The 15570-nt window shown below is 69.4% G+C and carries 15 protein-coding genes and 1 other RNA gene; 3 read left to right on the forward strand and 13 right to left on the reverse strand.

What is annotated here, in order from left to right:
- Nucleotides 1-50 precede the first annotated feature (50 nt).
- The 5 genes from NOO62_RS15640 to NOO62_RS15660 form a co-directional block, all read right to left on the reverse strand.
- Complete coding sequence (locus NOO62_RS15640) at nt 51-1328, reverse strand: hypothetical protein (protein WP_268771500.1); 1278 nt, start codon at nt 1326-1328, stop codon at nt 51-53.
- A gap of 18 nt (nt 1329-1346) precedes the next feature.
- A complete protein-coding gene (locus NOO62_RS15645; RefSeq protein WP_268771501.1) occupies nt 1347-2033 on the reverse strand; it encodes a hypothetical protein in 687 nt (228 codons plus the stop codon).
- Between the two features lie 5 nt (nt 2034-2038).
- A complete protein-coding gene (locus NOO62_RS15650) occupies nt 2039-3244 on the reverse strand; it encodes a putative T7SS-secreted protein (protein WP_414930832.1) in 1206 nt (401 codons plus the stop codon).
- Nucleotides 3241-3540, reverse strand: a complete 300-nt coding sequence (locus tag NOO62_RS15655) for a hypothetical protein (RefSeq protein ID WP_268771503.1) — start codon at nt 3538-3540, stop codon at nt 3241-3243. The genes NOO62_RS15650 and NOO62_RS15655 overlap by 4 nt, the downstream gene beginning before the upstream one ends.
- 329 nt (nt 3541-3869) lie before the next feature.
- Nucleotides 3870-4388 (reverse strand): MarR family winged helix-turn-helix transcriptional regulator, encoded by a 519-nt coding sequence (locus NOO62_RS15660; RefSeq protein WP_268771504.1) that lies wholly within the window; start codon nt 4386-4388, stop codon nt 3870-3872.
- A 140-nt stretch (nt 4389-4528) separates the two neighbouring features.
- On the opposite strand from NOO62_RS15660, the gene NOO62_RS15665 reads away from it, so the two are divergent.
- Nucleotides 4529-5545, forward strand: a complete 1017-nt coding sequence (locus NOO62_RS15665; RefSeq protein ID WP_268771505.1) for an EamA family transporter — start codon at nt 4529-4531, stop codon at nt 5543-5545.
- A gap of 68 nt (nt 5546-5613) precedes the next feature.
- On the forward strand, nt 5614-6261 hold the full coding sequence (locus NOO62_RS15670; protein WP_268771506.1) for an NAD(P)-dependent oxidoreductase: 648 nt from the start codon (nt 5614-5616) through the stop codon (nt 6259-6261).
- Nucleotides 6262-6281: 20 nt separating this feature from the next.
- Here the strand turns inward: NOO62_RS15670 and NOO62_RS15675 are convergent, their stop codons facing one another.
- From NOO62_RS15675 to NOO62_RS15690, 4 genes are all read right to left on the reverse strand, one after another.
- Nucleotides 6282-7331: a hypothetical protein gene (locus NOO62_RS15675; RefSeq protein WP_268771507.1), complete on the reverse strand. Its 1050-nt coding sequence runs from the start codon at nt 7329-7331 to the stop codon at nt 6282-6284.
- The gene (locus tag NOO62_RS15680) at nt 7328-8035 is read right to left on the reverse strand and encodes a hypothetical protein (protein ID WP_268771508.1); all 708 of its coding nucleotides are present in this window, start codon (nt 8033-8035) and stop codon (nt 7328-7330) included. The genes NOO62_RS15675 and NOO62_RS15680 overlap by 4 nt, the downstream gene beginning before the upstream one ends.
- 167 nt (nt 8036-8202) lie before the next feature.
- Nucleotides 8203-8799 carry a hypothetical protein gene (locus tag NOO62_RS15685; RefSeq protein WP_268771509.1) on the reverse strand — a complete coding sequence of 199 codons (597 nt, stop codon included), beginning with the start codon at nt 8797-8799 and terminating at the stop codon, nt 8203-8205.
- Nucleotides 8800-9104: 305 nt separating this feature from the next.
- The gene (locus NOO62_RS15690; RefSeq protein WP_268771510.1) at nt 9105-10196 is read right to left on the reverse strand and encodes a LysR family transcriptional regulator; all 1092 of its coding nucleotides are present in this window, start codon (nt 10194-10196) and stop codon (nt 9105-9107) included.
- A 103-nt stretch (nt 10197-10299) separates the two neighbouring features.
- Between NOO62_RS15690 and NOO62_RS15695 the strand changes: the two genes are divergently transcribed.
- Nucleotides 10300-11583 carry an MFS transporter gene (locus NOO62_RS15695; protein ID WP_268771511.1) on the forward strand — a complete coding sequence of 428 codons (1284 nt, stop codon included), beginning with the start codon at nt 10300-10302 and terminating at the stop codon, nt 11581-11583.
- On the opposite strand, the gene dacB is transcribed toward NOO62_RS15695, so the two are convergent.
- The 4 genes from dacB to NOO62_RS15715 form a co-directional block, all read right to left on the reverse strand.
- The gene (gene dacB, locus NOO62_RS15700; RefSeq protein WP_268771512.1) at nt 11492-13099 is read right to left on the reverse strand and encodes a D-alanyl-D-alanine carboxypeptidase/D-alanyl-D-alanine-endopeptidase; all 1608 of its coding nucleotides are present in this window, start codon (nt 13097-13099) and stop codon (nt 11492-11494) included. The two genes, NOO62_RS15695 and dacB, sit on opposite strands and share 92 nt — an antisense overlap.
- 165 nt (nt 13100-13264) lie before the next feature.
- Nucleotides 13265-13653, reverse strand: a transfer-messenger RNA (tmRNA) gene (gene ssrA / locus NOO62_RS15705).
- 127 nt (nt 13654-13780) lie between these two features.
- Nucleotides 13781-14302 (reverse strand): SsrA-binding protein SmpB, encoded by a 522-nt coding sequence (smpB, locus tag NOO62_RS15710; protein ID WP_268771513.1) that lies wholly within the window; start codon nt 14300-14302, stop codon nt 13781-13783.
- Between the two features lie 18 nt (nt 14303-14320).
- Nucleotides 14321-15517 carry a S41 family peptidase gene (locus NOO62_RS15715; RefSeq protein ID WP_268771514.1) on the reverse strand — a complete coding sequence of 399 codons (1197 nt, stop codon included), beginning with the start codon at nt 15515-15517 and terminating at the stop codon, nt 14321-14323.
- Nucleotides 15518-15570 lie beyond the last annotated feature (53 nt).

Genomic DNA, 15570 nt, shown 5'->3' on the forward strand with positions numbered 1-15570 from the left:
CGAGGAGGCGAGGACCGGCCCGGGCGTACGAGACCCGGCATCGACACGCGCTATGCGGAAACGGTGCGTACCCCCGCGCCGGACAGCGCCCCGGCGATTTCCTCCGCCCGGGGTGTACGGACCTCGATCGAGTCTCCGGAGCGCAGGAGCAGATCGAGGGTCGGATCGAGCCAGGTCACCGTGTTGGCCATACACGCCACACCCGCGAGGTCGGCGAAGGGGATGTCCAACGCATCGCCGTTCACGCCGCGGAGTTGCACCAGCTCACCACCGACCGCCAGAGCACCGGCACGCGGCGGATCACAGTCCCAGGAGGCGGGACCGGCGGCCGCGCGCTGCCCGGTGGGCTCGCCCAGCCCGTAACGCATGGGGTGCACGACCGCGCCGGGCGGGAACGAGTTCACCAAGGTGTCCGCGGCCCGGGCGATCTCGTCCCGCTCCCGGCGACGCTTGCGTGTGACGACCGGAGCGCCGATCAACAGCACCGCCAGGGCGACAAGACCGACCAGCGCGATTCCCAGCACGTTCTTGGGGCGGGCAACGGCGAAGACCAGCGCGACGATGACGACGGGGGCACACAGCGCGATGTAGAGCAGCGCGGGACGGACCCCGGTCGGCTGGACTTCCACCACTCCGGACATCTGCCCCCGGTGCCGCTGCCGTCGACGTGCTCGTCCACGGATCACGTTCTCCCGCGAGGCCCACGTGTAGCGGTCGGCGTACTTTCGCACCGTCGCCCAAGCGAAGGCACCGGCGACGACCAGCCCCGGCAGCATCACGAGACCACTCGCATCGGACGCGTTCGCCAGCACGACGACGGCCAGCACGAAGACCAGCACCAGCAGCCCGGCCGCGTTGATGAAGCGGGAGTGCGGGGAGCCCTGCGAGCCGTACCCCGACGGAATCTCGGAGTCGCACCCTCTCTCGATGGCGGCCCACTCCCCCAGCAGCCGTCTCCGCCGCACCCCTCGGGCACGCAAGGAGCGCAGGACCAGGAGCGCCGGAAGCGCGATGACTGCCAGCAGAACACAGACCGCGACCGATACGGCGACGTCGTTGGTGTCCCCGCCTTCACCCGTGGCCGCATCCACCACAAGGACCGGGGCCAGCACGGCCACGAGGGTCACCACCGCCGCGCACACCAGAAAGGCGAGGCCACGCCCTCGCGAGAGGTCCTCACGCATGAGCGCCTTGAGCGCTTCGGCCTGGGCCCGGAGGAGAGCCGCCCGGTCCGGCCAGGCCTGCGGCGACCCGGGACCCTCAGGAAGCGGAGGCGCCCGAAACAGCGAAGCTCGCGAGGAGGTACCGGCGTTGCTGGTATTCGTCATGTCCGTTCCTCTGTCGTCCTACTGGTTACTCGGAGTCCGGGATTCCGCCGGAGCAAAGGTCGAGTTTCCGGCGATGACCGCCACCAGAGCGGCAAGCTCACGCACTTGATCTGGATTCAAGCAGGTCCCGACAACCAGCAGGCCCTTCCCTCCCTCGGGCGGGCAGGCGAGCGCACCCGCCAGCCCCGTCCGGAGATCCGCGGGAACCTCGTCCGCCCAGTCCTCCGGGACGGGAACGTCAGGCTGGGACAGAAACCCGAGACCGAGACCCATCTCGGTGGTGAATCGCTCGACATACGCCACGCGCTGCTTGAACTGCGCGTCGAACACCCTCGAAAGCAACTCTCCGAGGTCGACCTCTTCAGGGACGGCCGGAACGGCCACCACGCCCGCTTGCACCTGCCAGACGGCCTGATCTCCGGTGCTGGGCAGCGGCGCCGTGATCACGCCGTACATGAGCGCGCCATCGGCAAGGTAGCGCTCGTGGCACGCCATGAGTCCGTCGACGAATTCCTCCCGACGTTCCGGCGGAGTTTCCGGATAGGTACGGCGGATTATGTCTTCACAGCGGGCCCGAGTCGCTTCTCTGTCCGGCCCGTCGGCCATGAGGTCGAACCAGTCGGGAGGGACGAACAGGTTGACCTGCCCCGGTTCAATCGCCGTGATGTCGCCACTCCTGGTAATCGCGGAACTCCCGGAACTCACGGAGTTCAATTGGACACCTCCGGCTTCTGCGTAAGCCCCCCGAAGTCCCACTTGAAGATCTTGCCGACGGTCTCGATACTGTCGCCTCCGCCTTCGGCCGTCAGCGCGTGGCCCGCCCAGGTCACATGGAAACTGGCGGCACGCGAGATGAACTCGTCCTGACCCATGACATAGCCGGCACTTGGGGTGCTCTTGGCCAGCTGGAAAATACCGTACGGAAGTTCCTGAGCAGGCCCTATGAGCTGCGGCACCGTTCGCATCGGCGTGCCCGACAGCTGAGCTGCGGAGAGGATGCTGTCTCCCATCTTCGCTCCCAGCTTGCCGACGCCGAACCCCACGGCGTCCATGATGACGTCCTTGGTCAGCAACGCCTTGCCGAAACTACCGGTCGTACCGACTGCGGAGAGGTAGTGGGCTCCCAGAGCGACACCTGCCAGGGGGAGCGACGCGGCGGCCATGAACTGCAGTCCGGGAATGAGCGCCAGGAGACCCGTGACGGCGCTCAGGAGTCCGGCGATGTCCCCGATGAGGTCGAGCAGGGGGGCGTACTTACCCAACAGCTCGATGAGTTGGTCGTGCACCCAGGCAAGTGCGTCACCAATCTTATCGAGCACGTCCCCGATGAAATCGCCCAGGCTCTCCCAGAACCCGGGCTCATTCGGTGCGACGTCGATGGCGTCCTTGAGGCGATCGGCTGCGTTGCGCCCCTTCTCCTCGTAGTTCGACTGAAGAGTCCGGGCCCGCTTGCGCACCTCCTCGACCGGATCGGTTTCGTCGCCCGAACCGCCCGAAGGCTTCTTCGCTTCAGGTTCGGCGTCGTCCTTCTTGCCCTTCTCGGCCTTGTCCTTCTTGTCCTTCTCTTTGTCCGCAGCCCGCTCTGCCTCTGCAGCCTCCCGCTCGAGGCCACGAGCGACCTTCTGCTTGTCCTTCATGTAGTCGGCCCAGTCCTGGATCACCCCCTTCGCCCCGTCGAAGGAGTCGAAGGCATCCTCGACCTTGGGACGGAACTCGTCATCCAGGAGCTCGCGGAAGGCGATGGCCGCCTTGCCTCGCCAATCGCCGTCGTCCGCACCACGCAGGACCCTTTTGATCTCCCCCAAGGCCGTTGCCGCACTGCGGAGTGAATCGGCAACCTTGTCCACCGCATCATGGTCACCGGGGCACGGCACGAACCCCAGCGCGGGGAAGTCATCGAGCGTAGGGGCGCTCACTTCTTCTTCGCCGCCTTCGACAGTGCCGCGGCGAGATCCTCGTCCAGTTTCTCGAAGGTGTTCTCGATGTGGGCCAGCGTCTTCGCCGCCCCCTTCGAGAACTTCCTCAACTGACCGATCCCGTAACCCCACTCTTCACCGAAATCCTCCATGCGGCGCTCAAGTTCCTTGGACCCCATGGCCTTTGCGTCTATGCCGGCCATGGCGCGGATCGGCTTGCCCAGCAGGTCCTCGATGTTCCCCAGGTTGCGCCGAACCCGGCTCAGCATTTCGCCGTCGATGTACAGATCGCTCACGCGCGCTGCTCCCCTACTCGCGTCCGTTTCGGCCCCGGGTCGTTCACCTGGCCTCCCCCGCCGATCGGCGACGCACTGTGGACTCCTGGCGGGAAGGGTTTTCTGGAGTGAACCAAGCTATCCATGAGGGGAAGACGGGGTCACGTCGAGGTCAGGAACACTCTGCGCATACACGGGCAAAGGCGCGGTGCGCACACACCCCCTCCCCATTTCCTTCGCCACACGCGCCCGCACGGTGACTGGCTGCCACGGTGCGAGGCTCCCCCTCGCGGCCGGACCCATCCGCGAAAGCAACGCGACTTCCGGCCCGTTCGCTCCCGACGGCGCCGTCAGCCGAGATGTGTGTCCCCCAACGACACCAGCAACTGCCGCAGCGCCCCGTCGATGGCCGCCCGCTCCTCCGGCGACAGAGCCGCGAGCATCCGCTCCTCGTTCGCGATGTGGTCCACCACCGCGCGGTCCACCAGGTCGCGGCCGGCGTCCGTGAGGCGGACCCGGATGGCGCGGCGGTCGTTCGGGTCCGGGTGGCGTTCGATCAGGCCCTTGCGTTCGAGTTTGTCGAGGCGGTTCGTGATGGCGCCGGACGTCACCATCGCGGTCTTGAGGAGTCCGCCCGCGGTGAGTTCGTGCGGGGCGCCGACGCGGCGCAGCGTGGCGAGGACGTCGAACTCCGCGAACTCCAGGCCGTACTCGACGAAGACCCGCTTCATGCCCTTGCTCAGCAGATGGTCCGCCCTCTTGATGCGGCCGACCAGAGCCATCGCGTCCAGCTGCGCGAGGTCCAGGTCGGGACGCTCGCGGCGCCACTGGCTCCGCAGCTCGTCGATGGCGTCAACGTCATCGGTCATCGGTTCTCCATCCCACTCCTGGCGCCCACGCACAGATCAGTTGTCTCAACGTTCAGATACTTGACGTTCGCAGACCCCGGGTCCATATTTATCTCAACGTTGAGAATAACAGCGTTCAGGGGAACGACGAGGGGACCGTCATGTCCGATACCGGGATCAAGAGCACCAGCATCAACACACCGCTCCCGACGCAGGCTTACACCGTGGAACAGAGCGTGGAAGAGAACTCACCCGTACCGACCGCCCGCCCCTCAGCCGGCCCCGTGGCCGGCCTCACGGCCCGCCCCTCAGCCAAAGCCGCCGCCGGCTTCGCCGCGCTCGCCGCCATCGGCCCCGCCACCTGGGGCACGACCTACGTCACCACCACCGAACTCCTCCCCCCGGACCGCCCGTTGCTCGCCGCCGCCCTGCGCGCGCTGCCCGCCGGGCTCATCCTGCTCGCCCTGACCCGGCGACTGCCGAGCGGCGACTGGTGGTGGAAGGCGGCCGTCCTCGGCATCCTCAACTTCGGCGCCTTCTTCCCGCTCCTCTTCTTCGGCGCGTACCACCTGCCCGGCGGCGTCGCCTCGACGATCAGCGCGGTCATGCCGCTGCTCGTGGCGGGCTTCGGCGTCGGCGTACTGAAGGTGCGGCCCACCCGACGTACGTTGCTCGCGGGCCTGGTCGGCGTCGGGGGCGTCGCGCTCCTCGTCCTGCGCGGCAGCGCCACGGTCGACCTCGCGGGCATCGTCGCGATGCTGACCGCGACCACGCTGATGGCCCTCGCGGTGGTGCTCAGCAAGCGGTGGGGCCGCCCCGAAGGCGTCTCGCTGCTCGCCCTCACCGGATGGCAGCTGACCGTGGGCGGCCTGGTCCTGGCACCCATCGCCCTCACCGCGGAAGGCCTCCCGGACCACTTCACCGGGGCCAACGTCGCCGGGTACACCTACCTCGGCATCATCGGCACGGCTCTCGCGTACGCCCTCTGGTTCCGCGGCATCGAACGCCTCCCCGCCTCCTCGGTCTCCTTCCTCGGCCTGGCCAACCCCGTCGTCGCGACGCTCGCGGGCCTGGTGATCCTCGGGCAGACGCTCACCGTCTGGCAGGTGGCCGGACTCGTCCTCGTCCTCGGCAGCGTGGCGCTGGGCCAGAGCCGCCACCAGGCGCGCCGCGCATAACCCCACCTACTCCCGCGCCCACTCCCGCGCCTCACCTCCCCACCTCCCTCCCTCTTCCAGGAGCCACCATGCGCATCACCGTCTTCGGAGCAGCCGGAAATACCGGAAGCCGCGTCGTCGCGGAGGCCCTCGCCCGCGGCCACGAGGTCACCGCCGTGGTCCGCGACCCGTCCCGCTACGCGGAGCTGCACCCGGACGCCGAGCACCGCACCGGCGACGCCCGGAACGCGGACCACGTGACCGCGCTCAGCGCCGGCCAGGACGTCGTCGTCAACGCCACGAGACCCGCCCCCGGCCACGAGCGCGACCACCCCGCGATCACCAGGTCGCTCCTGTCGGGCCTGGCCCACACCGACGACGTACGCCTCATCGTCATCGGCGGCGCGGGCAGCCTGACGGTCCCCGGCACGGAGGGCCGCCTCGCCATCGACGACCCGAGGTACGTCCCCGCGCCCTGGCGTCACATCGCCGAGGCGTCCAACGCCCAGTACGAGGCGCTCCACACGGCGGACACGCGGGTGGCCTGGACGTACATCAGCCCCTCGGCCCTCTTCGAACCGGGCACGCGCACGGGCGAGTACCGCCTCGGCAAGGACGAACTCCTGGTGGACGCGGACGGCGACTCGTCCATCTCCATGGAGGACCTGGCGGTGGCGCTCCTGGACGAAGCGGAATCCCCGGCCCACCACCGCACCCGCTTCACAGTGGGCTACTGAGCCCCCGTCCCCGCTTCACGTCAACGGTTGACCGACTGGATCTCCCGTACGACCACGTCCTGCGCCGCACCGAACTCGCCCGGGGGCAGGTCGCCGCCCGGCTCCGTCGTACTCGTCCACCTGACCCTCCAGGTGAGGGTGGCCTTGAGTTCGTACGAACCGTCGCGCGACGACCGCAGGTACTTCACCCCGCACGGCGGATCCGTGTCCCCCGAGGTGCCCTTGGCCCGGGGCGTGCCGATCCGGCCGTCCTCGATCGGGCACTCGCCGGACGCGGGGTACGTCTCGGCGTCGCCCGTCCCCGGTTCGAGCTTCAGGGACACCGGCTCGGCGGTCGTCGTCGCGGACAAGCCCGTGCCGGGCAGGCTCGCGGTCACCGAGACCTTCTTGAACTTGGCCTTGTCCAGCCACACCCAGGTCGGCAGGTTGACCTTCGTCTCACCCTCCGGCGCCATCTTGATCTCGGTGCCGGGGACGGGCAGTTGGCCGTACGCGTACTCGGCGAGGATCCTGGGAGAGACCGCGAGGGGCTCCTTCGGGGTCTCGCCTTCCTGCACCCAGAACGGCAGCTTGTCGCAGGCCTTCGCGCCCGGTTCGTCCTTGCGCTTCTCGTCGACGGTGGCCGCCCAGAACTTCCCCTCGCCCTGCTTGTCGAGGTTGTAGTCCTTGTAGGGGTGCCCCTCCTTGAAGTACGAGTCGAAGATGCCGCCCACGAAGTCGCCGAGGCCGAAGAATTTCATCTTGCGGATCGCCTTGACCGTGGCCTCGATCTGCTTCGGGGAGTAGGCAGGCTCGTACCAGCAGGCCGGCGGGTCCCAGTTGCTGTTGGCGGGCGTGAGCGTGCCGGTCTTCGCGGACTTCGGGTTGCCTTCGACGGTCGTCTGGACCTTCGTCTGGACAGTGAGGTTGCGATCCTGGAGGGCGCCGTTCGACTGCTGGCCACTCCCGACGTCCGCACCGCCCACCGTGTCGCCGCCGCCGGCGTGAGCAGTGGCGGGGATCAGCACCACAGCCACGGCCAGCGCGGGCGCGGCCCACCGGAGCGCAGGCTTCCGTGCGCCCGCGATCACGGCGTGCACTTCTTGGATGCCGTCGTCGACGTGACGGAATCCGTCTGCCAGACGCCCTTGTCGTTCTTCTTCACACGGGTGTTGACGAACGCGTAGTCACTCGCGGAGCCCTCGATCGACCGGTCCACCTTGCCGGTCTTCAAGTCCTTGGGGTACGTCTTGGTGCCGTCCTTGCAGTACGACACGGCGGCGACGCCCTCCTTCAGGAAGGTGACCTGCCGGTCGTAGTACCGGATGGTGCCGACGAAACTCTTGTTGTTTTTCTGGAAACCCTGGATGTACTGCGCCGAGGACAGCAGCGCGTCGCCCGACGTGTAGAACTTCAGCCCGGGGTGGTCCTCCGCGTCGACGGTCACCGCCTCGATCAGCGAGTCCAGCCACCGCTCGTTGTCCGCCAGCACGGTGTCCTTCTTCGAGTCACCGGTCTTACCGCCTTCGAAGACGTTGTCCACGTCCTTCGGGAGTGTGACCTCCGGCCGGTCGACCCCGTCCTCCGACGCCTTCGGCGAGGGCGACTTCGACTTCTCCCCGCCCGTGTCCGCACCCGCGATCTTGTCGCTGTCCTTGGCGGAATCGCCGTCACCACCGCCTCCGCAGGCGGAGAGCGTCAGAACCGCGGCGGTCAGGGCGGCCGCTGCGAGCAAGGTGGGGCGGCGGATCACGGTCAGCTCCTGGTAGGACGAGGGTTCTCTGGAGTGAACCAAGCTATCCATGACCACTGACAGACGCCAACGTCGGGTCCACCACAGCGGCCCCGATTCGCGCGTTGACCCCGCAAACACCCACGTCCGGGCATCGCCGCTGAACGCGACGCCCGGACGACAACGGACCGACGCCCCTGCCGCACACGGCAGTTACGTACGGGCCGCCGCTACTTCCCCGCGACCTTCCACGTCACCTGCTTGCCGTCCTCCTTGGCCGACCAGCGGACCTCGAGGTTCTTCGAGCCCTCGGGGATCAGGTACGTCTCGCACAGCTCGTGCGTCTCGCCCTTCTTCCAGCCCTCGAGGTCCAGCTCGTCCTCGCAGCCCGGCGCGTCCTCGGCGGCACCGATGAGGAGGCCGCCGCGGGTGCCGTCCGCGTAGATCTCCGTCGTCTCGGCCACGTCCGGCGTGTCCGTGAGCGGGGCGCCGGCCTTGTGCGTGATCTTCATGTGGGCGGTCGCCACGACCAGGCCCTTCGCCTGCTTCGGGTCCGAGACCAGCTTCTTGGTCTCGGCCGCCGTACCGACGTCGATCTTCTGCGCGGCCACGTCGTACGTGACGGTGGCCTTGTCCTCCTTGACCTGGCCTGTGGTGGTCTCGCCGGCCTTCAGGGCGGTCGGCTCCGCGGGCTTGTTCTGCGACTTGGGGGCGTCCGCCTTCTTGTCGTCCGACTTCTTGTCGTCTCCGCCGCCACAGGCGGTGAGGGCGAGGGCGAGCACGGCGACGGGCGCGGCGATGCGCAGCGCGGTCTTCCTGTAAAGCAAAGGAACTCCTGGCAGAGGGTGGGCCCCGCCACGCGGCATGCGGTCGTCCGGCGCGTACAGCGGGGAAGAGCCGCCAGCTTAGGAGTCGGCTACACGCAGCGTCGAGATCGTTACGACCCACCGTCGGGAGTTGATTTGCTAGTGCGATTCATGAGGCTGTCGACGACACACCCCTCTCCACCTCATGCCGCGCTCCGTCGCCCACAGGCCTCATTCGCCACAGCGAATTTCACGGCCCCGTGAGGGGTTTCCGGACCACCCCCAACCGCCTCGAACGCCCCCATTTACAGCGGCATTTCAAGCCATTACGGGCACGCGTCCCCGCGTAACGTTCGCACAACGGCATTGCGTGGCCACTGTGAAGGACTCGTCATGACGCGTGCATCTGCGGCGGGAAGCCAGCTACGTGCCGGTCGCCGCAGCCATCCTTCCTCGGCGGCAAGGGACGCCGCGGCCTCCCGCAATGCGGCAACTCCCGGGTGGAGCAAGCCTTTTCGCCACACCAGTGATACGGGGGAGAGCGGGACCGGGTCCACGAGCGGTCGCAGCTCGGCTCCCGGCATGGTCGGAAAGTCCACCACCGCCAGGACCGGATTCCGATACTTCGCCATGACGCGTTCGAATTCCTCGGGGCCGACGGCGAGGGGCGCGGGCGGCGCGATTTCGATGCCGCGCCCCTCGCCACCTCGCCCCGCGATGCCCCGCCCCTCGCCACCCCGCCCCTCGAAGAGCAGCCGCGCGAGGCCGGTCCACTCCGTCGTCCTGGGATTGCCCGCCCCCGCGTACACGGTCTCCCCCGCGAGCGCGTCGAGCGGCACCTCGTCGAGCTCCGCCAGCGGATGCCCGGCAGGCAGCAGCACCGCCATCGGCTCGTACCGCACCGGCTGGTGGTCCAGCCCGGCCCGCAGTGCCGGGTCGAGTCCCGCGTACCGTCCGAAGGAGACATCGAGCCGCCCGGCGACGATCTCGGCGGCGGAACCGGCGAGGCCGCTCTCGAAGCGGGCCATCAGCTCGCACTCGGGGGCCAGCGCGCGGGCCCGCTCCAGGATGCGGCCGCAGACCAGACCGGGGCTGTTCAGGTCGACGAGCAGCGGGCGCGCCGCGCCCGAGACGGCGGCCACCAGGTCGTCCTGGGCCTCCAGGACGCGTCGCGCGTACGGCAGCAGCCGCTCGCCGTCGGCCGTCAGCGTGACCTGCCGCGTGGTGCGCGCGAAGAGCTCAGCGCCCAACTCCCGCTCCAGACGCCGTACATCGCGGCTCAGCGACTGCTGCGCCACGTACAGCCGGGCGGCCGCGCGGGTGAAGTGCAGCTCCTCCGCCACGGCGACGAAGGCGCGCAGCAGCCGGGGGTCCACATCACGGCGGTGTACGGCGACGGCGGGTGATTCCTGGGTCATCGCAGGAACTTACAAGCCGATACGAGGACTTACAACGGAGTTGCGTGAATCGGCGCCCCGCAGGTGTTGGACCCCGTCCCGCACCCCCGGTGAGGGTGTTCACATGCCCCACAACCCCTACTCCCGCCTCTTCGCGATACCCGGCGCCACCGCCTTCACCCTCGGCAACCTCGTCGCCCGGCTCCCCATGGGCATGTTCAGCGTGAGCGCCGTCATCATGATCTCCGGGGCCCGCGGCTCGTACGCGCTGGCCGGCGCCGTCACCGCGACCGGTCTCGCCGCGACCGCCGTCGTCGCGCCCTGGACGGCGCGGCTCGTGGACCGCCACGGCCAGGCCCGCGTCGCGGTCCCCGCCGCCCTGATCGCCGCGCTGGGTTCGCTCTCCCTGCTGCTGTGCGTGCGCTACGGAGCGCCCGACTGGACCCTGTTCGCGTCGTACGCGGCCACCGCCACGACACCCAACACCGGCGGCATGTCACGGGCCCGCTGGGCCCACCTCCTCAAGGGGGACGCGCGGGCCGTGCACACCGCGAACTCCTTCGAGCAGGCCGTCGACGAGCTCTGCTTCATGCTCGGCCCTGTCCTCGCCGCGTTCCTGTGCGGCGCGCTCTTCCCGCAGGCGGGCACCCTGATCGGGGTGATCCTGCTGGTGACCGGCGTCCTCGTCTTCGCCGCCCAGCGGGCGACGGAGCCCCCGCCACAGAACCATCGGAAACGTACCGACCGTGCCGACCGTACGGACACGTCGGCCGCGACGAAATCGTTGCTCCGCGCGCGCGGGATGCCCGTTCTGCTGATCGGCTTCCTCGCCACGGGTGCCGTCTTCGGGTCGCTCGAAGTCGTCACGATCGCCTACGCCGACGAACAGGGCCACAAGGCCGCCGCGGGCGCGGTCCTCGCCCTCCAGGCCGCGGGTTCCTGCGTGGCGGGCCTCGTCTACGGAGCCGCCGAACCGCGCGGGCCCCTCGGCCGCCGCCATGTCCTGTGCGCCGCCGCGATGGCGGCCGCGATGACGCTGCCCCTGCTCGCGGTGGCGGCGACCGGTTCGCTGATCGCCCTCTCCGTAGCGCTGCTGTGCGCGGGGATGGCGACGGCGCCCACCATGGTCACCGCCATGACGCTGGCCCAGCGCCGCACCCCCGAGGGGCGGTTGAACGAGGGCATGACCCTCGCCGTGACCGGCCTCCTCGGGGGCATCGCCTGCGGCGCGGCGGGCGGCGGCTGGGCGGTGGAGCACCTGGGCACCGCCGCGGGCTACGGCGTGCCGGTCGCCGCCGCCTGCTGCGCCCTGCTGCTCAGCAGCGCGCAGGCTTGCGCCACGAGCACTCGACCTCTCCGCCGCCGTCGCCCCCGTCCCGCTCCACCGCACGTGTCGAACGCGGCGTGACCAGGACGGCCTTGTCCGCGGTCGAGGAGGCGAGGGTGACGACGATGGCGTCCTCCAGGGCCTTCACCGAGGACGCCAGGTAGTTGTTCAGGATGATGCTGAAGACCAGCTCGCGCCCGTCCTTGTCCTTGACGTAGCCGGACAGCGCGGACGCGCCCGTCAACGACCCGGTCTTCGCGTGGACGTTGCGGGCGGCGGGGGTCCCGCACATCCGGGTGCGCAGCGTGCCGCCGACGAACTTGTCCGGGTCGCAGGCCACCGGCAGGGAGGTGTACCAGTCGGCGAACCACGGCTCGCTCTTCGCGGAGCGCAGCAGCTTGATGTACTGCTCGGCCGCCACGTTGTCCTTGCGCGAGAGCCCGGAGCCGTCGACCTGGCGGATCTTGCCCGGGTCGACGCCCGCGGTCTTCAGGTAGCCGCCGATGGCCGTGATGCCGTCGCCCCAACTCCCGGGCCTGCCGGTCGCCTTGTGGCCCATGGCCTTGGTGAGGCTCTCCGCGTGCATGTTGTTGGACAGCTTCATGAACGGGATCATGAGGTCCTTGAGCGGCATCGAGTCGTGCGTGGCGAGCCCGCGGGCGGTCTTCGGGGTGGCGATCCCGGTCCGGGTCGGCCCGCTCACCTTCACGCCGTGCGCGGCGAGGGCGTCGCGGAAGACGGCGGCCGCGTACCCGGTGGGCTCCCAGACGGTGACCCACTCCTTGGTGGTGGCCCCGCCGACCGGGACGGTGCCGCTGACGGTGATGACGTTCTTGCCGTGCTGCCGCTCCACGGCGACGGTGTCGGCGCCGCCCTGCGCGACGGTGGTCGCGCGCAGATCGATGTCTACGTAGTCGGTCTTCGGCGTCACGCGCACGCGCGGCTTGGCCCCGGCCCGCGCTCCGGGCTCGACCTCGACGATGACGGTCCCGGTGTCGTAGTCGGTGTCAGGTGCGACGCTCAGCGCGCTGATCTGCGCGGCGTAGTACGAGGACTCGTCGTCGCCGCCCCAGGTGTCGCCGATGCGCTTGTCGTCGAAGCGGGTGTCGTCGGCGACGAGCCGCCCGGAGACCCGCTTGATCCCCGAGTCGGCGATCTTGGCGGCGAGCTGGTCGTAGTCCTTGGCGAGCGTCGTGGGGTCGCCGGTGCCCCGCAGGTAGAGGTCGCCGCGGAGCTCGGAGCCGCGCCGCTGCGCGGTGGTGCGTACGTCGGTGGTGAACCGGTGGTCCGGGCCGAGGAGCTCCATGGCGGCGGCCGAGGTGAGCAGTTTGGTGTTGGAGGCGGGCATCAGGCGGCCGCTCGTACGGTGCTGGTACAGGACGTCGCCGGACGCGGAGTCGGCGACCACGACACTGGCCACGCCGCCCTCCATGCGCGGGTCGCCCAGGATCGTGTCGATGGCTTCGGGCAGCCCCGACCGGTCGGAGTCCGCGCCGGCCGGAGATCCGGCGGAGAGCCCGGCCGCCGCGACGGCGAGCACGGCGGGCAAGATCCAGTGGCGCATGCGGGTGGTGACGCGTCTCACGGGTCTACTCATGACCCTGGAGCATCCCGGACTCGGCCGCCCGGCAACAGACCCCACTCCGGCCGCGTGTCCCGGGGACGTACGAGATGTTCCGCCGCCGCGTCCGGGCGTCCGGGCTTCCGGGCATGGAAAAAGCCCCCTGGCCTGGGGCCAGAGGGCTTTCGCCGCACATGGGAATTGTGGAGATGGCGGGAATCGAACCCGCGTCCAACGGTGCAAAAGGAGGGCTTCTCCGAGCGCAGTTCGCTTCGATTTTCTCGGCCCCGGAGATCTCGCGAACAAGTCTCCGACGGGCCCAGTCACTGTTTGATTTCCCATCGAACCCCGTGACCGGGCTCGATGGTTTAGTTCCCTAGATTATGCCAGGATCCGGGCCGGGAACACTCCCGGGCTGACACCCTTTTAGGGTCCTTCAGTCACTGCTTATTAGGCAGCGAGAGCGAAGGACTGGGAATCGCGCTTAGAATTGGCGATTATTGGTTGCGACATATGGTTTACGAGATCATTGCCGCTTCCTCGGCTCGCTTCCCCTGCTTCGACATCCGCTGTCGAAACCGATCATCCCCATGTTGATTTTTCAAACCACCGTGCACCTGCGATGAGGTGCGGTACCCATCGTACGTGACCAACGCCCGACGATGCCAGCCAATTCCCGCGAGGTCGCGAGGTCGCGGGGTAGCGGGGTAGCGCGGCCTAGGCGCTGCGCTGGCGCCGCTTGGCCGACTCGATCGCGCGGTTCGTCTCGCGCAGGTCCTGCTTCTCCTTGAGCGCCTGCCGCTTGTCGTACTCCTTCTTGCCCTTGGCCAGCGCGATCTCGACCTTGACCCGGCTGTCCTTGAAGTACAGGGCCAGGGGCACGATGGTGTGACCCGTCTCCTGGGACTTCGACTCCAGCTTGTCGATCTCCGCGCGGTGCAGCAGGAGCTTGCGCTTCCGCGTGGCGGAGTGGTTGGTCCAGGTGCCCTGGACGTACTCGGGTACGTGGATGTTGTGCAGCCACGCCTCTCCGCGGTCGATGTGCACGAACCCGTCCACCAGGGAGGCACGGCCCAGCCGCAGCGACTTGACCTCGGTGCCCATCAGGACGAGGCCGCACTCGTACGTGTCCAGGATGTGGTAGTCGTGCCGCGCCTTCTTGTTCTGCGCGACCATCTTCCGGGCGGGTGCCTTCTCAGCGGCCTTCGCGGCCTTGCGCTTTACCTTTTCCTTCGCCATAGTGCGGCCATTTTCGCACTACGAGGGGGGTCCGAGGCCAGTCAATACTGTCTCGGCCCGCTTCTCGGCCCCGTCCTCGGCCTCCAGGTCGGGGGTGATGCCCTGTCCATCGACGGCTCTCCCCGAAGGGGTGCGGTAGTGGCCGACGGTCAGCTCGGCGACGGAACCGTCGGGCAGGCGGCTCGGCATCTGGACCGATCCCTTGCCGAAGGTCCTGGTGCCCACCACGACGGCGCGGCCACGGTCCTGGAGGGCGCCGGTGAGCAGCTCGGCGGCGCTCATCGTGCCGCCGTCGACGAGCGCGACCACGGGCCGGTCCGTGTCGCCGCCGCGCTCCGCGTGGAGCGCCTTCTCCTCGCCGCGCACGTCGTACGTCGCGACGAGGCCGCCGTCGACGAGCGCGGAGGTGGCGGTGACCGCCTCCGACACCAGGCCTCCGGAGTTCCCCCGCAGGTCGAGCAGGATCCCGGCGCCTTCGGGGGCCTCGCGCACCGCGGTCCGCACGGCCTCTCCGGAGCCCTTCGTGAACGCGTCGACCTTGATCACGACGTCGCCGTCGGACGCCTCGGTGACGGTGACGGAGTCCGTGGTGAGCCTGGCCCGGTGCAGCTTCTCGCTCCACGCGCGCGTGCCGCGCTCCAGGCCGAGGACCACCGGCGTGCCCGCGCGCTCACCGCGCAGCAGGGAGAGGACCTCGGTCACGGGTCGGCCCTTGACGCGCTCGCCGTCGATGGAGCGCAGCCGGTCGCCCTCGCGGATGCCGGCCCGCTCCGCCGGACCGTCCTTCTGGACCTTGGAGACCTCGATGTGCCCGTCGGCCGCGCGCCGGGCCCAGAGGCCGACGCCCGTGTACGCGCCGCCGAGGGCCTTCTCGAACTCCTGGAACTCCCCCGGCGAGTACACCGACCCCCAGCGGTCCCCGCTGCGGCTGACGGCCTCCTCGGCGGCGTCCTTGCCGGACTTGCCGTCGGCCATCGCCTCGGCCGCGGCGTCGGCGGCCTCGTCGGCGGTGTCGGCTTTCCCCTTCGGCGCCGCGAGGGCGCCGGAACGCACCGCAGGGGGCGGCTCATTCCGGCCGTCGTCCGCCGCGTCGCTCCACGAGCCGGTGGCCGCGCCCGTGACGAGGACGCTCGCGAAGACCAATGTCAGGGTCGCCCCGCGGCGGATGCGGCGGGGCCCGGAGAACCGCTCGGCGAACCGGTCGAGGCCTGACATGACGGTGAGTCTAGGACAACGAAGGGCGCCGTACGGCGGGTTGAACCGCACGG

It is taken from the genome of Streptomyces sp. Je 1-369 (assembly GCF_026810505.1).
Taxonomy (GTDB): domain Bacteria; phylum Actinomycetota; class Actinomycetes; order Streptomycetales; family Streptomycetaceae; genus Streptomyces.